At 46.2% G+C, this 21,157-nt stretch carries 18 protein-coding genes; 15 read left to right on the top strand and 3 right to left on the bottom strand.

The features are described 5' to 3' along the window. The 7 genes from cyoB to MSG33_RS04525 all read left to right on the top strand — a co-directional run bounded on the left by cyoB (position 1) and on the right by MSG33_RS04525 (position 7,592). Positions 1 to 2,037, top strand: a complete 2,037-nt coding sequence (gene cyoB / locus MSG33_RS04555) for a cytochrome o ubiquinol oxidase subunit I (RefSeq protein ID WP_248380022.1) — start codon at positions 1 to 3, stop codon at positions 2,035 to 2,037. Then, positions 2,027 to 2,629 carry a cytochrome o ubiquinol oxidase subunit III gene (cyoC, locus tag MSG33_RS04550; protein ID WP_005375782.1) on the top strand — a complete coding sequence of 201 codons (603 nt, stop codon included), beginning with the start codon at positions 2,027 to 2,029 and terminating at the stop codon, positions 2,627 to 2,629. Before cyoB ends, cyoC begins: the two co-directional genes overlap by 11 nt. After that, on the top strand, positions 2,629 to 2,940 hold the full coding sequence (cyoD, locus tag MSG33_RS04545) for a cytochrome o ubiquinol oxidase subunit IV (protein WP_012842490.1): 312 nt from the start codon (positions 2,629 to 2,631) through the stop codon (positions 2,938 to 2,940). Before cyoC ends, cyoD begins: the two co-directional genes overlap by 1 nt. Further along, positions 2,901 to 3,821, top strand: coding sequence for a heme o synthase (cyoE, locus tag MSG33_RS04540; protein ID WP_031780178.1), 921 nt, complete (start codon positions 2,901 to 2,903; stop codon positions 3,819 to 3,821). The genes cyoD and cyoE overlap by 40 nt, the downstream gene beginning before the upstream one ends. A gap of 123 nt (positions 3,822 to 3,944) precedes the next feature. Beyond that, positions 3,945 to 4,358: a hypothetical protein gene (locus MSG33_RS04535; RefSeq protein ID WP_242446583.1), complete on the top strand. Its 414-nt coding sequence runs from the start codon at positions 3,945 to 3,947 to the stop codon at positions 4,356 to 4,358. A 217-nt stretch (positions 4,359 to 4,575) separates the two neighbouring features. Further along, positions 4,576 to 5,679 (top strand): NADH:flavin oxidoreductase, encoded by a 1,104-nt coding sequence (locus tag MSG33_RS04530; protein WP_248380020.1) that lies wholly within the window; start codon positions 4,576 to 4,578, stop codon positions 5,677 to 5,679. Between the two features lie 527 nt (positions 5,680 to 6,206). Then, positions 6,207 to 7,592, top strand: coding sequence for an FAD-binding oxidoreductase (locus MSG33_RS04525; protein ID WP_048625195.1), 1,386 nt, complete (start codon positions 6,207 to 6,209; stop codon positions 7,590 to 7,592). Positions 7,593 to 7,697: 105 nt separating this feature from the next. On the opposite strand, the gene MSG33_RS04520 is transcribed toward MSG33_RS04525, so the two are convergent. Then, positions 7,698 to 8,588 carry a LysR family transcriptional regulator gene (locus tag MSG33_RS04520; protein ID WP_005390962.1) on the bottom strand — a complete coding sequence of 297 codons (891 nt, stop codon included), beginning with the start codon at positions 8,586 to 8,588 and terminating at the stop codon, positions 7,698 to 7,700. 155 nt (positions 8,589 to 8,743) lie between these two features. Here MSG33_RS04520 and MSG33_RS04515 point away from each other — a divergent pair, with 155 nt between their 5' ends. The 7 genes from MSG33_RS04515 (at position 8,744) to MSG33_RS04485 (ending at position 16,531) form a co-directional block, all read left to right on the top strand. Next, on the top strand, positions 8,744 to 9,142 hold the full coding sequence (locus MSG33_RS04515) for a RidA family protein (RefSeq protein ID WP_005375789.1): 399 nt from the start codon (positions 8,744 to 8,746) through the stop codon (positions 9,140 to 9,142). A 72-nt stretch (positions 9,143 to 9,214) separates the two neighbouring features. Continuing rightward, the gene (locus MSG33_RS04510; protein WP_248380019.1) at positions 9,215 to 10,675 is read left to right on the top strand and encodes an aldehyde dehydrogenase family protein; all 1,461 of its coding nucleotides are present in this window, start codon (positions 9,215 to 9,217) and stop codon (positions 10,673 to 10,675) included. A gap of 69 nt (positions 10,676 to 10,744) precedes the next feature. After that, a complete protein-coding gene (locus tag MSG33_RS04505) occupies positions 10,745 to 11,734 on the top strand; it encodes a membrane dipeptidase (RefSeq protein WP_006742451.1) in 990 nt (329 codons plus the stop codon). Between the two features lie 109 nt (positions 11,735 to 11,843). Further along, on the top strand, positions 11,844 to 13,445 hold the full coding sequence (locus MSG33_RS04500; protein WP_005390956.1) for a BCCT family transporter: 1,602 nt from the start codon (positions 11,844 to 11,846) through the stop codon (positions 13,443 to 13,445). 101 nt (positions 13,446 to 13,546) lie between these two features. Further along, positions 13,547 to 15,283: a hypothetical protein gene (locus MSG33_RS04495; protein ID WP_248380018.1), complete on the top strand. Its 1,737-nt coding sequence runs from the start codon at positions 13,547 to 13,549 to the stop codon at positions 15,281 to 15,283. Then, on the top strand, positions 15,280 to 16,011 hold the full coding sequence (locus tag MSG33_RS04490; RefSeq protein WP_053807550.1) for a DUF3726 domain-containing protein: 732 nt from the start codon (positions 15,280 to 15,282) through the stop codon (positions 16,009 to 16,011). Before MSG33_RS04495 ends, MSG33_RS04490 begins: the two co-directional genes overlap by 4 nt. A gap of 142 nt (positions 16,012 to 16,153) precedes the next feature. Beyond that, entirely contained in the window at positions 16,154 to 16,531 is a 378-nt protein-coding gene (locus MSG33_RS04485; protein ID WP_048625191.1) for a nuclear transport factor 2 family protein, read from the top strand. Between the two features lie 82 nt (positions 16,532 to 16,613). Here MSG33_RS04485 and MSG33_RS04480 read toward each other — a convergent pair whose 3' ends face one another. Beyond that, positions 16,614 to 17,609 (bottom strand): ABC transporter substrate-binding protein, encoded by a 996-nt coding sequence (locus MSG33_RS04480; protein ID WP_145535292.1) that lies wholly within the window; start codon positions 17,607 to 17,609, stop codon positions 16,614 to 16,616. Positions 17,610 to 17,750: 141 nt separating this feature from the next. Next, on the bottom strand, positions 17,751 to 19,985 hold the full coding sequence (locus tag MSG33_RS04475) for a hypothetical protein (protein ID WP_248380016.1): 2,235 nt from the start codon (positions 19,983 to 19,985) through the stop codon (positions 17,751 to 17,753). Positions 19,986 to 20,414: 429 nt separating this feature from the next. Between MSG33_RS04475 and artP the strand changes: the two genes are divergently transcribed. Continuing rightward, a complete protein-coding gene (gene artP / locus MSG33_RS04470) occupies positions 20,415 to 21,143 on the top strand; it encodes an arginine ABC transporter ATP-binding protein ArtP (protein WP_282450945.1) in 729 nt (242 codons plus the stop codon). Positions 21,144 to 21,157 lie beyond the last annotated feature (14 nt).

The raw sequence follows: 21,157 nt of genomic DNA, 5'->3' as shown, positions 1-21,157 counted from the left end.
ATGTTTGGAAGATTAACTCTTGATTCAGTTCCATTCCACGAACCTATTATCGTCATCACCTTAGCGGTTGTGGCGCTGGTTGGTTTAGCCGTAGTTTACGCGGTGACCAAAGCCGGAAAGTGGCAATATTTGTGGAATGAATGGTTTACTTCAGTAGACCATAAAAAACTTGGCTTCATGTACATCGCAGTAGCGATGGTGATGCTTGTTCGTGGTTTTGCTGACGCAGTCATGATGCGTAGTCAGCAACTCCTTTCTTCTGCGGGTGAAGCAGGTTACTTGCCACCGCATCACTACGATCAAATTTTTACTGCCCATGGCGTGATCATGATCTTCTTCGTAGCGATGCCATTGGTTATTGGTCTGATGAACATCATCGTGCCATTACAGATTGGTGCGCGTGACGTAGCTTTCCCGTATCTGAATAACTTGAGCTTCTGGCTGTTTGTTGTTGGTGTCATTCTAACAAACATGTCTCTCGGCTTAGGTGAATTTGGTCGCACCGGTTGGTTGGCGTATCCGCCACTTTCAGGTATTGAGGCCAGCCCAGGAGTCGGGGTCGACTATTGGATTTGGGCGCTGCAGATATCAGGTGTTGGTACGACGTTAACAGGCGTGAACTTCTTCGCGACCATTTTGCGTATGCGTACACCGTCTATGCCAATGATGAAGATGCCAGTTTTCACTTGGGCGTCTCTGTGTGCAAACATTTTGATCATCATTTCATTCCCAATCCTAACGGTGACTATCGCTCTGCTAACGCTGGATAGATACCTAGGCATGCACTTCTTTACCAATGATCTTGGCGGCAACGTAATGATGTACGTCAACCTGATTTGGGCTTGGGGCCATCCAGAAGTGTACATTTTGATCTTGCCAATTTTTGGTGTGTTCTCAGAGGTCACCGCAACCTTCTCACGTAAAAAGTTGTTCGGTTACACATCGCTAGTTTGGGCTACCGTAGTTATCACGATTCTTGCGTTTGTCGTTTGGCTACACCACTTCTTTACGATGGGATCTGGCGCGAACGTAAATGCCTTCTTCGGTATTGCCACGATGATTATTTCTATCCCAACAGGGGTGAAGATCTTCAACTGGCTATTCACCATGTACAGAGGCCGCATCCGCTTTACGACGCCAATGATGTGGACGGTGGGCTTCCTGATCACCTTTACTGTTGGTGGTATGACAGGCGTACTAATGGCTGTTCCGGGCGCAGATTTCGTTCTGCATAACTCAGTATTCCTGATTGCTCACTTCCACAACGTTATCATCGGTGGTGTGGTGTTTGGATGTTTCGCTGCGATCACTTACTGGTTCCCGAAAGCGACAGGTTTCACCATGAATGAAACTTGGGGCAAACGTGCGTTCTATCTTTGGATTATTGGTTTCTTAATGGCGTTCCTACCGCTTTACGCGCTGGGCTTTATGGGGATGACTCGTCGTTTAAGCCAAGACATCAACCCTGAATACTTCCCACTGTTGTCGATTGCCGCAGCAGGTACGGTTGTGATTGCACTGGGCGTATTGTCTCAGTTCATCCAAATTTACGTGAGTATCCGCGACCGCGAGCAAAACCGTGACCTAACTGGTGACCCGTGGGGTGGTCGTACTCTTGAGTGGGCAACATCGTCTCCACCGCCGTTCTACAACTTTGCGCACCTACCAAAAGGTGATGTGCTGGATGCCTTCTGGTACCAGAAACAAAGTGGCGAGTTCGATCCAACTAAAGAAGTGGAATACGAACGTATTCATATGCCAAAAAACACGGCAACAGGCATCTACGTGTCGGCTTGGTCGCTCCTATTTGGCTTCGGCATGATTTGGTACATCTGGTGGCTAGCGGCAGCAAGTTTGGTCGGTATTATCGTGACGTGTATTCAGCACAGCTACAACGATGACGTGGATTACTACGTGGAAGTTGAAGAGATCAAAGCAATTGAGGCCGAGCGTCGAGCTCAGCTTGAAGAAGCGAAGAAAAACTCAGTGAAAGACAGCGAAAGTAAAGATGATCTGGAGGTGACGTATGCAAACTAATATCGCAGCACATCACGACCATGATCACCACCATGACACGAATGGCAACAAGCTATTTGGTTTCTGGGTTTACCTGATGAGTGACTGCGTACTGTTTGCGACCTTGTTCGCGACATACGCTGTGCTGTCGAGCAATTCAATTGCGGGCCCAACAGGTAAAGATATTTTCGAACTGCCATTCGTGTTTGTCGAAACCATGCTGCTGCTGTTTAGCAGTATCACATTTGGTTTTGGCATTATCGCGATGAAGCGCAACAACGTTGCTGGTCTCAAACGTTGGATGTTAGTAACGTTCGCGCTTGGTCTTGGCTTTATCTGTATGGAGGTCTATGAGTTCCATCACCTGATTGAAGAAGGCTATGGCCCACAAACAAGTGCGTTCCTATCGGCATTCTTTACGTTGGTTGGTACGCACGGCCTGCACGTAACCTTTGGTCTGATTTGGTTAGCGGTAGCATATCACCAACTGTCGACGAAAGGTCTGAACGACAATATGGCAATGCGCTTTAACTGCTTAAGCCTATTCTGGCACTTTCTAGATATCGTCTGGATTTGTGTCTTTACCATCGTTTACTTACTGGGGGTAATGTAATGGATCAACATGTAGAAACCAGTGCGTCAGATTACGTGAAAGGCTTCATTGCCTCACTGATTCTGACGGTAATTCCGTTCTACTTTGTTTGGACGAAATCATTACCAGATACAACAACCTATGCGATTCTATTTGGATGTGCATTAGTGCAGATATTTGTTCACTTCAAATACTTCTTGCACATGGAAACAAAAACATCCGACGGACGTTGGAACCTTGTATCACTGATGTTTACCGCCATTGTTGTACTTATCCTTATCGCTGGCTCGGTATGGATCATCTACAACATGAACGTCAACATGAAGTTGTAGGCCAAGGTATGCTGAAAAGTTATTTGTCTATCACCAAACCGGGCATTATTTTCGGCAACCTGATTTCTGTTGCGGCGGGGTTCTTCCTCGCCGCAAAAACAGAACCAGCCAGTCTAATGTTGTTCGTTACAACGTTAGTTGGTGTGGGGTTAGTCATCGCTTCAGGTTGTGTGGTGAATAATATTTTCGATCGTGATATCGACCAAAAGATGGCACGTACACGAAATCGTGAAACAGTGAAAGGCAACATCAATATCGATATTGCGTTTGTTTATGCACTTGCTTTATTGCTGGTAGGAACCGCACTGTTATTTATCCGAGTGAACCCACTATCCGCTGTCGTCGTGTTGCTTGGCTACGTGTATTACGTGTTCTTTTACACGATGTGGTACAAACGTAACTCGGTGTATGGAACCTTGGTGGGAAGTATTTCAGGTGCAGTCCCGCCATTAGTGGGCTATTTAGCGGTAACAAACTTTATTAGCTTGGAAGCGATTTTACTCTTTACCATGTTCTGTCTCTGGCAAATGCCGCACTCGTACGCGATTGCCATGTTCCGCATGCAAGACTACCGAGAAGCCGGGATTCCCGTATTACCAGTTAAAGAGGGCATTCATAAAGCGCATCGACACATGAAAGCGTATGTCGTGGCGTTTGGGGCCGTATCGTTGGGGTTATTTTTACTTGGTGAAGCCGGGTATGAATACTTAGCGGTTGCAGCGGTCGTTTGCTTTATGTGGACGAAAGTGACTTTTCGCAGCATTGATGACAGCAACTACATCGCTTGGTCAAAGTCGGTGTTTAAAGTCTCACTGCTAGTGGTGATGGGGATTAGTGGTGTACTAGGATTAGAGCTTATTCCGTTGCCGTTTATTTATTGAGTTTGAAGTTCTTTAATATCACTTCCATGTAGCTCCCATTCTGAGAGCTACATGCTTTGCTAGACTCGAATTCATGCCTAAAAGAGATAATATGACTATCCCTTTTAACTATGGTCGTGGTTCATGTTCCGTCGTTTTACTCTTCTTCCAATTGTTGCAATTTCTTCATGCGTATTAGCCCAAGTTCCGTCCTCGGTTAGCTCCGTGGAAACTTATCGTATTGGAGATACTCTTGTTAGGCTTATTATCCACAACATGGAGATTAATCCAGTGATTGAAGTCGATACAATTAATCGTTCAGATTATGGAATAAATGATGTATTTCGAGTTGCTTCCATTTCTCTAGATAATGAAAAACTGGATTTCAACCAGAGTGCTGGCGTTTTTGTAGAAGAGTATGGAGAGCGTGATAATAAAGTATTTTTCGTGCTTGATTACTTTTACCTACATGGGGGAGGAAGCGTTCTTGTGGATTGTGAAGTCTCATTCGAAAAAGAGAAGATCTTACCCCCAGAATGTAGAGTGAAGGTAAACTGAGAAATCGGCCGAGTTGCTTTGCTTACAAGCTTATCTTACTAAACCTTAATCCAGATTAAAGTTTTGTCACCCACGAGGCATTAAGGTGCGCCTGTAGTTTGCAGGTCTCACGGATTCAGAGAAGGAACAGCCATACGTTGTGTATCGCTGTTCCTTTTTTGTTCTTGGTTACTTGGGAAAAGATAGAACCATAAAGACAACATTAAGAGGACTGGTTTTGAGCATTTTGTTTTCCGAAGCCCGCATTGGCAACATGACCCTAAAGAACCGTTTTGTGCGCAGCGCAACGTGGGAGAACATGGCGACCGAAGATGGCCACATGACGGATAAGCTTTACGATATTTACGAAGAGTTGGCGAAAGGTGAAGTGGGTCTAATTGTTACCGGTTATGCCAATATCGTGGAAGAAGAGAAACCCAACGCTGGGATGATGGGGATCTACAACGACTCTTTTATTGAAGAATACAAAAAGCTAACAGAGCTAGTACATCAACACAATTCTAAAATCGTAATGCAAATTGCTTACGGTGGAACCAAAACCACCTACAGCGTCGGTGAGCGTGTCATCTTCGCTCCGAGTGACGTGCCTGAGCGTGGCACGAATACGCAAGGCAAAGCGATGACTAAGGACGAAATCGACTACATCGTAAAGGCATTCGCATTGGCGAGTAAACGTGCTCAAGACGCTGGTTTTGACGGCGTAGAGATTCATGCGGCGCACACTTATTTAATTAACCAGTTTTTAAGCCCGTACTATAATCGTCGCGAAGACGAATACGGTGGTGGCTTAGAAAATCGCATGCGTTTCCTTTTAGAAATTTTTTCTGAAACCAGAAAGCTGGTTGGGAATACTTTCCCAATCCTTGTGAAGCTTACCGCGACAGAATTCTTTGACGGCGGTTTAACGTTCGATGAAACTCGCGTCGTTTGTAAGAAACTCGAAGAAGTGGGCGTTGATGCGATCATCGTGTCTGGCAATATTCACGGCAAAGCAAACGAGCTTGTTGGTGAAACGTTCGATGGTTACACACTACAAGAAGAAGGCTATTTTCACGAATATGGACATGTGATCAGTCAAGATGTGAGCATCCCGGTGATTACTGTCGGCGGATTGAGTGACATTGATGCGATTGAGAAAATTGCAGAAAACACAGATATCCAATTGTTCGCTGTGTCACGTCCTTTATTGGCTGAGCCTCAGTTAATAAAGCGCTGGAAAGAGGGTAATCGAGCGCCAGTGGATTGCGAACGTTGCTCAAAGTGCCGTACCAAACGTGGTAACTTTTGCGTGGTGTATAAGAACCGAAATCGCCGTAAATAACCCATCTTAAGTGGCGGTATATCACTGATAAATAGCGTAATAGTCTTCTAAAACACTAAGAAGGCTATTCAATTTAATTCAATATCACTGCCTCTAACGGCTATTCACTATTCGCAGTCCGAAATATTTTTATAATCCTATTTAATTGATAAATAAAGGTAATATAATTAATTATTAAAAATATTAATTATAAGACAAAGTTTCATATCTGAAACTAAATTGCATTCTAAACTTACAATGAACTTATTAATAATCAGGTGCGAGTGTCACGCAGGGTAAAGAATACAGAAAGTGCTTTGAGGTGCGGTATCATTGCGATAACTATCTGATTTTTATAACTGTGTTTCAGCTTTATCGAACCCAAGAGAGTAAGGGAATTTGTGACCCTACGGTATCGTTACTGTGGGACCTTGTTTATTTGCTGAAAATAGCTACTCAAACGTCACGTTTAATTGTGAGGGACTTGTATTAGCTTGTCGTTGCATTGTGCTTTGCAAGCCTCATGTAAAACGTGAGAGGCAACTAATATGAATAGTCTAGAAAATGCAACCATTGAACACTTCAAAAATCAATTTCAGGGTGATGTTGTTTTGCCCGGAGATCCTACGTACGACGAAGTTCGTCAAATCTGGAATGGCATGATAGATCGCAGTCCCGGTGTTATCGCTCGCTGCAAGTCTGCCGATGATGTCGTGATGGCGGTTAACTTTGCTCGGGATAACAATCAGCTACTTTCGGTCCGAGGTGGTGGGCATAATATTGCGGGCAATGCGGTTTGCGATCATGGTGTGATGATCGACTTGTCACTTTTGAATCATGTTCAAGTGGATGAAAGCGAAAGAAGGGCTTTCGTTGAACCTGGCTGTACGTTGGCTGATGTCGATGAGGCGACACAAAAATATGGATTAGCAACGCCTGTCGGCATTAATTCAACCACGGGAATTGCGGGGTTAACGCTTGGTGGTGGTTTTGGTTGGTTGAGCCGAAAATATGGTATGACGATAGACAACTTGGTCTCTGCAAATGTCGTAACTGCAGATGGTCGTCAACTGCTCGCGAATGAGACAGAAAATGCCGATTTGTTCTGGGCGTTACGTGGGGGCGGCGGTAACTTTGGTATCGTTACGCGTTTTGAATTCCAGCTACATCCTGTCGGTCCAGAGGTGTTAAGTGGTCTCATTGTCTTTCCATTTGAGCAAGCGAAATCCATTATCACCCAGTTTGCGAAATTCACTGAGTCGGCCCCTGATGACCTAAGTGTCTGGATGGTGAGTCGGAAAGCGCCGCCACTCCCATTCTTACCTGAAAGCGTTCACGGTAAAGAAGTGGTTGTACTCGCGATATGTTATGCGGGTGACCCGGCTGAAGGTGAGAAGTTAATTGCACCGTTGAGAGAGTTTGGTGATGCACATGGTGAGCACGTTGGTGTACAGCCATTTGCGGCGTGGCAGCAAGCGTTTGATCCATTGCTTACTCCGGGCGCACGTAACTATTGGAAATCGCACAATTTTAACTCGCTAAGCGAAGGTGTGATTGATGCAGCGATAGAATACGCAGGTAAGTTACCATCGCCTCAGTGTGAGATTTTTATCGCCTCTCTTGGCTGCGCTGCCTCTAGACCTGAGCCCGAGTCTATGGCTTATTCTAGCCGTGATGCAAACTATGTGTTAAATGTGCATGGAAGATGGGATTTAGCAGAAGATGATGAAGCTTGCATCAGCTGGGCAAGGGAATTTTTTGCCAAGACTAAGCCCTATGCAAGTGGCGGAGCGTATATCAATTTCCTTACACAAGACGAAGCTGAACGTACAGAGTCTGCCTATGGTCCAACCTTTGCGCGTTTACAAGAAGTGAAGAAGAAGTTTGATCCAAATAACTTGTTCAGAATGAATCAGAATATCAAGCCAGAATAATTGCAATAAGAGCGTCGTCATTTCATATGACCGGATCTGTCACTTAATATCAAATAACAGTGGCTCTAAAATCTAATGGAGCCACTGTTAGCTAAAACCTTCGAACTACGTCTCTTCATCTTGATAGTTTAGATAACGTACACACAAATCATGAAACGCTTTTGCTTGAGGCGAGATCGTGCGGTCGGTCAACGTAAAGATACCAATTTGCCTTTCAAGCGGTGGATCGATAAGTGGGATCCAAACCAAGCGTGTTTCATTGGTTGGGAAAGCAAGCTTCGGTAGGGTCGTGACACCAATCCCAAGTTCTAAGACAGAAAACAGCGAAGTGATATTCTCGACCGAATAGAGCGCTTGCTCACTCAGTGCTCTGGCTGGGGTTGGATCGAGAAGCGTACAGGTGCCGTTACGAATAAAAGGTTGTTCGAGCAAAGTTTGCCACTCGATTCCCTCTGTTTTATTGGCAATCGGGTTATCTTTTAAACACACCACGCCAATGGGGTCGGACAACAGCGGTGTAAAGTCAATGCCGCCCTCATCAAGGTGAGAGGGGTTACCGAGCGCCAAGTCGACTTCACCGGAGAGTAAGCGAGCCTCGACGCCCGCCGCGTTATCATCGATCAAGCTTACTTCTACATTTGGATACTGCTCGCAAAAGGCACCCAACACGCTCGGGATGAGTTTCGCTGCAACAGAAGGAACGCTCGCAATTCGCACTCTCCCTTGCTGTCCGGCCGCGGCAGCTTTGAGATCGTTGTCCAGCGCACTGTAGATATTGAGAAACTGAACCACCTTGGGCAAACAAATCTCACCAAAAGGCGTTAATTTGGTTTTGTTGCCGGGCTCAAACAGCGTTTGTCCTAGCATTTTCTCTAGCTCTTTTATCGACGTGGAGAGCGCAGCCTGAGATCGATTTGCACGATGTGAAGCGGCTCGAAACCCACCTTCCTCGACTACCATCACAAAATGCATTAATTGTTGAAGCTTAATACTCATCCCTAATGCCTCTTAATCCCTTTATTTACGTTATTCTCAATGAGGTGATAAGTTTTATTTATCAAATGTAAAAAATTTACCGTTAGATTTATCGCCTGTCAATGTGCATTATTTAACCATATTGAAACAAAGCTGTTACAAGGGTTGAAAGGCACGTGAATACTCCTACTAAAAAACATCCAGTAAAAACCAGTCTATTTGCTTCTAAAGCGCCGCTTGAATGGGCGATAGTCAACAACGGAACCCTATATACGGCTCAAATTCCTATTGATGACACAGGTGCGGTTGTGGAAGGCGGCATCGAAGCACAAACACGTCAAACCTTTAACAATCTCATTCACACCCTGGAGTGTGCAGGGGAGTCTTTGGACTCTGTATTGCAGGTCCTGATTTACGTGACCGACAGAGAATACTTAAAAACCGTTAACCAAGTGTACGCGGAATATTTTGAAGCGCCGTACCCAAATCGCGCCGCCATGGTGGTTGCAGGGTTAGCACGAGAAGAAATGTTGGTGGAGTTTGTCGTCTACGCGTCGGCAAGCCAACCAGAATAAATCCAACAAGAATAATTGAGATCAGTGAGTGGGTGGCTTGCCATCACAAATCGGAAGAACAAGGAAAGAACCATGACTTTTATTAACAATGTTCAAGCAGAAAAATCCCTCTATATAGCAGGTGAATGGCAATCGGGCATGGACACCATCGCCAATATTAACCCTTCTGATATCAGCGAAAACATTGGTGATTTCGCACAAGCGAGTGTGTCGCAAGTAGAGCAAGCGATTCAAGCGGCTAAATCAGCGCAGCCAGAGTGGGAAAAAACACCAATCGAGCGCAAACAAGCAGTGCTGCAAGCGATTGGTGATGAGCTCATTGCACGATGTGACGAATTGGGCACCTTACTTTCGCGTGAAGAAGGCAAGCCATTTGCTGAAGGTCGAGGTGAGATTTATCGTGCCGGCCAATTCTTCCAATACTTTGCTGCTGAGGTACTGCGTCAAATTGGCGATAACGCTGCTTCCGTCCGTCCAGGTGTCTCCGTTGAAGTTACTCGCGAAGCCGTCGGCGTTATCGCCATTATCTCTCCTTGGAACTTCCCAACAGCAACAGCGGCTTGGAAAATCGCGCCAGCACTTGCGTTTGGCAACAGTGTCGTCTGGAAGCCTGCCAACCTAACTCCAGCAAGTGCCGTTGCACTGACTGAGATTATCCATCGCCAAGGTTTACCTGCTGGCACGTTTAACCTCGTTTTGGGTAGCGGTTCGCAAGTTGGTAATACCCTTATCAATTCGAAAGATGTGAACGGCGTGAGCTTCACTGGCTCTGTGGACACAGGCCGTAAAGTAGCGGCGGCAACGGCACCAAACTTTGTGCGTTGTCAGCTAGAGATGGGCAGCAAAAACGCGCTCGTAGTGGCAGAAGATGCAGATATTCAAATTGCCGTTGAAGCCACAATCGCAGGCTCATTCTCGGGTGCAGGTCAAAAATGTACCGCGTCTTCTCGTCTTGTGGTTATGGACGGAATTCACGACGCGTATGTTGAAGCGCTAATCCAACGCATGAGCGAATTGAAAGTGGGTCACGCACTGGAAGAGGGCGTATTCATGGGTCCTGTTGTTGATGGTAACCAGCTGAATGCGAACTTTGAGTGGATTGAAAACGCACGCCAAGCAGGCGCGGAGCTGGCTTTCGGTGGTGAGCGTCTGAGCCTAGAGCATGACGGTTACTATATGTCACCAACCCTGTTCTTGAACACACAAAACAGCTGGGAAGTGAACCAAGAAGAAGTCTTTGCACCAATGGCAAGCGTGATTCGCGTTTCTGATCTGGATGAGGCAATTGCAGTCGCGAACGATACGCGCTTTGGCCTGACAGGCGGCATTATCACGCAAAGTCTGCGCAATAGCGCGATCTTTAAACAGCAAGTCCAAACGGGCTGCGTCATGGTTAACTTGCCAACTGCGGGTACAGATTATCACGTCCCATTTGGTGGCCGTAAAGAATCTAGCTTTGGCCCTCGTGAGCAAGGTCAGTACGCCAAAGAGTTCTACACCGTGGTGAAAACCGCTTATCAGCGCCCTTACTAAGAACAGCAGGGTAGCTGATGGTGTCAGTTACCCGCACTGAAAGGCTAAGAAATTGTTTAAGGAGTGGTTATGTACCAACAACGGATTGTGATTGACGGATTGCAGTACTGCAATTGGGATCGAGAGTATTTCCAAACGCTTAAGGCGAGTGGCATTACCGCCGTTCATGCCACCATCGTCTACCACGAAACTGCGCGCGAAACCTTAACGCGTTTTGCTGAATGGAACTTGCGCTTCGAGCAAAATGCGGACCTCATCATGCCTATTTATTCAATGGCAGATGTAGAAAAAGCCAAAGCAGAAGGCAAAGTCGGCATCTTCTTCGGCGCGCAGAATTGCTCACCTATCGATGATGAAATTGGTCTGATTGAAGTGATGCGCCGCCAAGGTCTGCTGATCATGCAATTGACCTACAACAACCAAAGCTTACTGGCGACAGGTTGTTACGAACAAAACGATTCAGGTGTAACTCGCTTTGGTAAGCAAGCGATTGAAGAGATGAACCGAGTCGGGATGATCATTGATATGTCCCACAGCGCAGAGCGTTCAACGTTGGAAGCTATCGAGCTCTCTTCGCGTCCAATTTGTATCAGCCATGCCAACCCGACGTTTGCGCATGACGCACTGCGTAACAAGTCCAACACCGTGATCAAAGCACTGACGGAGCGCGGTGGTTTGATTGGATTCAGTTTATATCCGTTCCATTTGCCAAATGGCAGCCAGTGCACGCTGGATGATTTCTGCCAGATGGTTGCGAAAACCGCAGACATGTTTGGCGTTGACCATTTAGGTATCGGTAGCGATTTGTGCCTAAATCAGCCGCAGCAAGTGTTGGAGTGGATGCGCAACGGTCGTTGGTCAAAAGCGATGGATTACGGCGAAGGTTCGGCAAGTAACTCGGGATGGCCAGATGCGCTGCCATGGTTCTGCGGCAGTGCAGGGATGGAGAACATCTACAACGGATTAATGCGTCACGGATTTAGTGAATCTGAGGCAGGAAAAATATTGGGTGAAAACTGGTTCAACTTCCTCAAAGAAGGATTAGAGCCTATTTCATAGTACTTCCAAAATTAGGAACCGCCTGCCTACATAACAACAATACGGCAGGCGTAAAACTCACATTTGTAGCCAGTCTTTGGCAGCTGCAAAGAACCTCTGGAGCCAGAGTATGTCTGATTTAACCAATAGCATGAAAGCTTCCACGATGAGCGTGTCATCGGGCAAGTCAAAAGCAACACACAACACATCAACAACAGAAAACACGACGGACAAATTAGGACTGAATAACCCGGCCTTTTGGTATAGCGGTGGTTTTATCGCGTTGTTCGTTGCCATTGCACTTTATGACGGCGAGCTATTATCTACGATCGTTAACGCCGGCTTTGGCTGGGCAGTTCAGGTGTTTGGTCCTTACTGGCAGTTACTGCTGCTTCTCACTTTTCTTATTGGTCTTGGCTTGGCTGCAGGGCGAACAGGCAAGGTGATGTTGGGTGGGATTGCGAAACCAGAAATGGATTCTTTCCGCTGGATGGCGATTATTTTCTGTACCTTATTGGCTGGTGGTGGCGTTTTTTGGGCCGCGGCTGAGCCTATCGCACACTATGTTAGCCCACCACCTTTGTACGGCGCGCAAGATAACCCGCAGCAAGGCGCGGTGAATGCGTTGTCGCAATCCTTTATGCACTGGGGCTTTTTGGCTTGGGCGATTGTCGGTAGCTTAACTTCTATCGTGGTGATGCACCTGCATTACGACAAAGGTTTGCCACTAAAACCCCGTATTTTGCTTTATCCAGTGTTGGGCGAACGAGCGCTTAAAGGCCAGCTCGGTGCATTGATTGATGCGTGCTGCATTATCGCGGTAGCCGCGGGCACCATCGGCCCAATTGGGTTTCTCGGCTTGCAGGTTAGCTACGCGTTAAATGCATTGTTTGATATTCCTGATGGCTTTACGACTCAGCTTATCATCATCTTGTTTGCGATTGCGCTTTACACCTTGTCAGCACTCAGTGGATTAAGCCGAGGCATGCAACTGCTTAGTCGTTACAACGTGATTCTGGCAATGGCATTGATGGTTTACATCCTGTTTTTTGGTCCTACGAATTTTATCTTTAACGGATACATTCAAGGGGTCGGAAGCATGTTGGATAACTTTATCCCAATGGCGACCTATCGCGGTGACGAGGGTTGGCTAAGTTGGTGGACAGTATTTTTCTGGGGCTGGTTCCTTGGTTATGGTCCGATGATGGCAATCTTTATTGCGCGTATTTCTCGTGGTCGCACTATTCGCCAAGTTATTTCCACCATCAGCATTGTGGCTCCGCTCACCACCTGTTTTTGGTTCACGATTGTTGGCGGCTCTGGCCTTGCGTTTGAAATTGCTGAACCGGGCAGTGTGAGTGCGGCGTTTGAAGGCTTTAACTTGCCAGGTGCTTTGCTTGCGGTGACTCAGCAACTACCAATGCCAATGCTGACTTCAATTCTATTTCTGATTTTAACCACGATCTTCATCGTCACGACGGGCGACTCAATGACCTACACCATCAGTGTCGTGATCAGTGGTGAAACGGAGCCGAATGCGATCATCCGTACCTTCTGGGGCGTAATGATGGGTGTGACAGCTCTGATCCTGATTTCGCTTGGCTCTGGCGGCATCTCTGCACTGCAATCTTTCATTGTGATTACCGCGGTTCCGGTTTCGCTGATTCTGTTGCCGTCACTTTGGAATGCACCGCAAATCGCAATCAAAATGGCGAAAGAGCAAGGGCTATAACAAGTATCTAATTCAAACAACGTGGAGCTTGTGCGGGTGTTTTCCTCCTGCATCCGCACAAACCCTAGTATTCTTACAATAACAAATAGGTGGTGAGCAAAATGGATGCACATCGTTCTACTTATACGGAAGCAACTATGCGCGATGCAGCGATTGTCATGGCAGCCGAAAGGCTTGGCGCAATGCACCAAAACCGAATCAGCTTTGTTCGTAGTCTGATTCGTAATATGGCAAGCCAAAACTGGCAAGTAACCAAGCATGAGTGGCAACTTTGTCCGCGTGGTTATGGTCATGTGATTTACAAATTGACCACGCCAGAGCACGTTTATCATTTGGTGGTATTCTGTGATGAAATTGCTGATGACGAGCGTAATGACCGCGTCATTGCTGAAAAGTGGGACGTCACATTCGCACTGGTTCAAGGCGATGTTGATGTTACTTTGTTGGAAAGATTGAGAGCAAATGTACCGCTGCAAGAAGCGGGACGTAATCCAAACAACGTACTTGTTCTGGCTCGCGCAAACAAAAGCGTGCGCGTGTTTGAGCACATTGTTAGCGCTCTTTCTCAAGGCAAGCAGCCCGAGCCAAAAGAGTTGGCGGAAGTGGGGTATATCCTTCGTACCACTGCTGTGTATGGTAACGGAAAGTTTGGTATCGCCGATTTCAAACTACTAGAGAACAACTCAGATTTCAGCCAGTCTTTTAGTGCGCAAATGTGCGCAGTATATATGTTGCGTGAATTCAGCTTGGATTGGGTGCACTACCTAGCACTTCAGCAAGGTGGTGACAACGCGGTGGCATTGCACCGTGGCTTGCAGCGCTACCTTGGTGTCGGCAATGCGACTGGCTTAGGCATGGCTCCATACTTGATTAATCACCCGTGCATCGTTGACCAATGGATGACCTCTCGCGAGCGTGCGGTAGCGCGAGTCTTTGCGATGCCGTGTAAAGCGTCGTTCCATGCTCCTTTGCAAGGATTGCTGCAAAAAGCACAGCGTCATTTAGAGCAAGTCATCACCATCAATGAACATCAAGACAGGCTCAATCATCAAGCGATAGCAGACATCAAACAACTGCTATCGGAGCTAACAACGTTAATGGCATCACATCCGAACTGGGCGAGTTTGGTCGAGCATAAGAAAACAATGAGTGTGGAAGCCCAAGAAATCCTCACCTCTTGCTTGATTGAACTCTACCCATCTTTGGTGGACGAATTTGCCAGCCAAATGAATACGGATGAAACGTTATCGATTCCGGGCGGGAAAAAGATCCATGACTTACTTGAGGTGCTGCAAAGCAAATACCGCTGGGCGATTAATGCGGATTACTCACTAGCCGAGAACAACTACTGGTTCTGGTATCGCTCACAAGACAAAGAAGAGCCAAGGCTTGGTGTTCGTGGGGAGGAAGCAGGAGAAGAAAAAGAGCTGCCGCTTGATATCGGCAGACAAGTGAATCGCTTGTACCACGCCTTGCTTGGTTGTGATGAAGAAATGTCCGTAGCGGAGTTTTTGTTGCAGAACCCGACTTATCGTTCGATCACACGTCGTGTATGGACGTTAGGTAATCGAGCAATGGGTGATATTCAAATGAACGTGCTGCGCCAAGATGCACTGCCAATGCACTTATTGCGCTGTAAGTTGGCGATCTTTGGTGCGACTAAGTTTGATCCTCGCTCGGATCGTTGGGTTCGAGTAACTTTCTTCCAAGGTGCGCCGCTGTTAGATGAAATTCACGATCCTAAACTGGCGGACACATGGATTTTCCCGAGCATGCCGGAACGAGAAGAAATTGCGCAAAGTGACAATCAAAAAATCAACGGAGGATTTGCATTATGATCGTCTCTCACAACGAATTGGTGGCCGCGGTTAATAAGGCATTTCTTGGCATGCGCCGTCACTGTGGTGAGGCGGATGTCATTGCGAACATGGTGGCGGACTTGCAAATGGTTGGCTTGCACGGAGTTCGCCATTTTAATAACGCCAGTCTGTTTCTTGGGTTAGATTCAGACTGCGCCGTATCGGTGAACAACAGTACGCCGTCAAGCATAGAGGTAGAACTGCACAACGGGAGTGTAGCGTGTCATTTACCCGCTGTGTTGGATTTCGCGCTCGAGAAAATGATCAACCGTAAGTCGATTACTATTACGTTGAAACAGTGTCATAACCGTTGGCTGGGTTTCAGTGAGTTGTTGAAGCTCTCTGCGAAAGGCATCGCGTGTCGCGCACAATGGGTCAATGGCTCTAGTCCCAAGCGAACGCTTTATGTGTTAAACCGCGGACGAATCGCACCAGAAGTCTTTTTCTCGGATCAGTTTGATGGGCATGATACGGATTTGCATAGTATGGTTATCGAGCTCTCCGTGAACGATTTCGATATCGAGAAAAGTGCACAAGGATATACCACCCACATTGAAGGCGATGAGTTAAGCCGTACGCAACAAGCTTCTTGGCAAAATGGTATCTTTGTCGAAGACCAAGAATGGGAAACACTGAAACAAACCGCAACCGCGTTGCTGGTGGAGAACAGTGAGCGTTCTATGCTCGGTGCTGGTGGTGTGGTTTAAGCTATGAAAGGCGATGATTCCAAGTAGAAGTGATGAAGGCTGCTGTTTAGCGGCCTTTTTTGTGCGCGATGTTCGGTCACTTCTGAAGTTCAAAGACTATGATTACCGTTATCCGCAAGATGGAGCAACACAGGTAAGAAAAATGGATCTGCAAGAGAATAAAAGAAATGCCATTGCGTTTTACGAAACCGCCTATCGAGGTAATCCAAAAAAGGCAGTTGAAGACTACGTTGGCGATGAGTACATTCAGCACAATCCATTAGTTGGAAATGGCCCCGAGGCTTTTATCGAGTATTTTGAGCGGATGCAAAACGAGTATCCCAATAAAGACATTACGTTTGTGCGAGCCATTGCTGAGGGGAATTTGGTGGCACTACACACTCACCAAACATGGCCTAATGATATTGAATACGTGACGATGGATTTCTTTCGTTTTGATCATAATGGGAAAATCGTCGAACATTGGGACGCTCTGCAAGAGATTCCTAAAGAAACATTGAATGGTCACACCATGTATTAATGAATCGTTGATTAGCCTCCAATACTATTTATTCAAACGGTATGGGAGGCTAAATTATTTGGTACGAGTTAGACGTCAATCACTAGAGCGCTTTTTCGATCTTCATCGCTACGTCTTCAGATACCCAACCTTTCCATAAGTCAGGGTAGGTATTAAAGAAGTAAAACATCGCTTCTTCACCATCTGCGTAGTTATCTTCCATCCAGGCCAGCATTTCACTCATTTGCTCGTTGGTAAATCCGCGTTTCTGCAAGTACGCGAATGCTTGGGGTTCTTTGTTCGCAAATGCCTCAGTTGTTACTGTGCGAACTGGAGAAGGTGGGTACATTGTTACTTTTGGTGAAGCACAATCAGGCTGGGTGGTACAGTTGCGATACTCTTCCAGATCCGTTCCGCTACCAAAATCCACTTTGACCATATCATACTTGCCCAATACGGGTGTTGGTGACCAGTAGTAACCAAACCAAGGCATTTTGCGATCATAGGCTTTGGCGATGGTGCCAGCTAATGCTGCGCCAGAGCCTGGGTCAACCATCTCAAAGCCGTGCTCACTTAACCCTAATGCATTAAACAAGTGACCGGAGGTGATTTGGCATGTCCAACCAGCAGGGCAGCTATAAAAGGCGAACTTGTCATCATCCTCAGGGTGTTCAAACAGCTTGGCGTGTTTAATGACGCCTTCTATCGTCGCGAGCTCTGGATACTGTTTTACCAGATAGGCGGGAACCCAAAAGCCTTCTTCACCGCCATTGACAAGCGACTCACCAGCGATGCGCAAGCGTTTATCCGCAATCCCTTTATCAAGTGCTTCTTTAATACCGTTTGTCCATAACTCTGGCGCAACGTCAGGCTGCCCCTTTTCAATCATAGAGGTGCCTGTAGGAACGCTATCACCAGGGATCAATTCCGCATCGCACTGGTAGCCTTCATTTAAGACAAATTGGTCGATGTGCGCCATTAAGCTGGCCGAATTCCAATTCATATCCGCGATGGTTATTTTTCCACATTCATCCGCATTTGCGTGAGTTGATAATGCTGATAGCAGCAGAACAGAGAGCATTGAAGGTGTCGTCTTCATGTGACTGAATTTCCTTGTCGTTGTCATTTACTTCAGTATATACATCGGTTTATAAAGATTCAGTGAACAAGGTTTTTTCAGTGATGTTAAGCATAAAAACGGCGATTTATGAAGCGTTTAGTGAGAGTGGTTGAAAGGGAGTTAATACAGCAAGAACACCCCTTCGTAGCCGCCGATCTCAATGTGAGAAACATAGTCGCCGATGTTACCGTCTTGATCTACAGGTCGCATAGGCTCTGGAAGTGCGATAGTTATCTTCGGTGAGGAGAAGTAATCGATATTCTTGCCAAAGAAATCAGTCCGATACAGCACTCGGCCTTTGGTGAATTCTCGGGCTAACACCATCTCCGTAGGGCCATGCATCACTACCGTATCGTCTGAGCGATACGCAAAGTACGTATGGGTTGGTAACAATTCGATAGCGCCATTAGGCAAGTCAGGATGAGCCACTTTGCTCATAGAAGCATCTCCAATCACCGTGTAATCGGCGGAATAGGGCGTGCTGGTGGACATCATTAGCGGAGTCGCCTGATACCCATCTGGGATTTGATTGGCTGGCGTACCTAAATCGATGGCAAGCAAGGTGCTAGGTTGATAAGCAATATTCTTTGGTACGCCTGCCTTCCAGAAGTTGTTAACGGTGGTGTTATTGCTTCCATATAGGTAGCCATTATTCCACTGACTAAAGTAACTGCGCTCAGGGTGATAGTTTAAGTAGAACACTACTAGTGCAGAACATTGGTCCTGCTTCCAATTGTTTTCTGTGTCACCAAAGTATTGGACGCGACCATAACGAGTTGTTGCTTGATAAATCACGTTCTGGCCAACTTTGGCGAGAGCAGAGTTATCCCAAAACTTAGCCAAGCCAGCATAGCCACTAAAGCCAGTGGAAGGGAAAAGGTAGTGCTCGCGCAAGTACAAGGAGCCAGCACCAACCAAGTGGTTTTGGCCGTTACGACCGAATAAGTTGGCCGTGCCTATGTTGAGGCCAATTAACGCATCCGCATCCAGCGTCGCCAATTTGTTTAAGAACGCCGAGAATTGCGCTTTGTATGCATCATCAGCGGCTTGGCTTCCCGCCACCAAACCAAGCTCATCCACCGTACCACCGGAATAAACGTAGAACTGATTTTCTCCGAGTAACTTATTCGTGTCGTCGTTGTACGCACCATTTAAACCTTGTTTCGCCCATTCAGCTTGGTAATAGTGGTGTATTGCGTTGGCAAGATCGGGATTGCCGAGGTTGGTTAATGCCCAAGAAGAGGTTTGATTCCACATGCGACCAAATGGAATAACGCGTGACTCCCAACGAAATCGTGCGGTTGCATTCTTATTTGAGCGGCTCTTGAACTCTTGCCAAGAAAGATAATTATCTTGGTTTCGATCGGCTGATTCGTCAAAACCTCGAATTTGTCGCCAGCGCTGAATGGTTTGACCTTCAGGTGTCTCCGTTGGTGCTCCTGAGACATTGGCGACAGGGAAGCTATCTTTGAGTTGAATGTTTTCGAGGCGTGGGCGGTTTTCTATGTTGTCGTCATGCCAAGTAATTTTCGCAACGTAAAGGCGGCCGCCGTCGCGTAAAAAAGTGGACCCAAAATACTGACCGCCACCATAGGTTTGTCCGCTACCATCGTGTGTCGTAGCGCGAACCCAATCCGAAGGAACAGACCAGTTTACCGTTTGGTTTTTAGTCATGTTCTCAGTCTTGTCTTTTTTAATTGCGAAGTTTTTCCATTCTGTTACCAGACCGAATGAATCGGTGGCAGAAGGGTATTCAATTATGAAGTTGCCACCTTGAGCAAACTGGGAAAACGTAAGGGTTAAGCGGTCGAACTTCTCTGAGTGATAAACATAGAGGGCACCACCATTATTCGCCTGACCGAATACATCAGCATCCCATGGCGGTGGTTGATATAGCCAAAAACCGGCGTGGTCAGCACTAGCCGTATAACCAACAATCATCGGTTTTCGATTGAGTAAGGTATTTTCACCATGGCTTGAGTCGACTTCAGCTAGGATAGTGTCTTCCGAAAAATGAAGAAAAAAGTCCTCATAATCGATGTTATTTATTTCTGCTTGGTTACGTATATCGTTTTCCAGCCAACCTGAGTTAAGTTCCAGCTTTTGGTTGTACATGTAACCAAGCGCTTTTACACGCTCGTTATCACTCTTATTTTCGTAAGCTCCAAACACGATATCGGCATTATCCAACTCCCATTCAAGTGCAGCGGCAGCAGAGATAGGCTTATCTTGAAGATCAATACCCTGTTCATGCAACCCAGGTAACACGATTGCTGTTCTACTCCAAACGTTGGGTACAGAAAGCAAGCTCAAAGAAATGAGTGTAACGAGAGAAAAACAATGCGACTTCAACATGGAGTTATCCCATTAATACTTAGATGACTCAAATTAAGAGTCAGAGTACAAAGAGAAATTATAGTCCATTCGCGAAGCCGTAATCAGTACCCCGCCGATTGAGGATTTTACAGGAAAATCAACAGGGGATGCTGTGCAAAAATGAGCGGGTGTACTTGGAATAGATCATCCTCATAGACTCAAAGCTTCCTCTACACGTCAGCACAAAAGTAACCACCATTTTAACCTTGTTTCGGTCGTCACCATGTTGTTGGATTCTTCTTCAACAAATTCAGTTAAAACTAACTCTTCAAACCAGTCAGATACTCTGTCTTGGTGGTTGCTGATCATACAAAAAATTAACAAATTAAATTTTTATACATTTTTATTGCATAAAAAGTCCAATTGAGTAATATAAATACCAAGTGACAATTAATGCGGTATGTCAGCATGACTATTCAGGTAAGCGGAATCAATAAATCCTACGGTGAGACACAAGTGCTTCACGATGTCAGCTTTAAGTGTGAAAGCGGGGAAACACTGGTTTTACTCGGTCCAAGTGGCGCAGGTAAGAGCTCTCTACTGCGTGTTCTTAACCTTCTTGAAGGGGCGGATAACGGCAAGTTAAACATCGCAAATGATGTTTTTGATTTCTCTACTGAAATCAAAGAGAAACAAGGTTTAGCACTTCGTCGTAAAGTAGGCATGGTGTTCCAGCAGTACAACTTATGGCCGCACATGACAGTGATGGAGAACCTGATTGAGGCTCCGGTAAAAGTATCTGGCATGGATAAAGAAGAAGCGAAGAACCAAGCAATGCAAATTCTCGCAACGCTGCATTTGGCAGACAAAGCGGATGCATGGCCGATGCAGCTTTCTGGTGGTCAGCAACAACGTGTGGCGATTGCTCGTGCATTGATGATGAAACCGGAAGTCTTGCTTTTTGATGAGCCGACCGCTGCGCTTGATCCGGAAATTACTAACCAAGTCGTTAAGATTATTAAAGATTTAAGCGAAACTGGCATCACCCAATTCGTAGTAACGCATGAGGTCGATTTTGCTAAAAAAATCGCTAGCCACGTACTGTATCTAGAAAAAGGATACATCGTCGAGCACGGCACAAATGATTCGTTTTCTAACCCGCAAACCGCCCAGTTTGCTGACTACCTAAATCACTAAATTACGTTTTTAAA

Origin of the sequence: Vibrio sp. 1CM7H (assembly GCF_023161645.1) — a bacterium.
Lineage (GTDB): Bacteria > Pseudomonadota > Gammaproteobacteria > Enterobacterales > Vibrionaceae > Vibrio > Vibrio diabolicus.
This window is presented reverse-complemented; position numbering and strand designations above follow the sequence as displayed.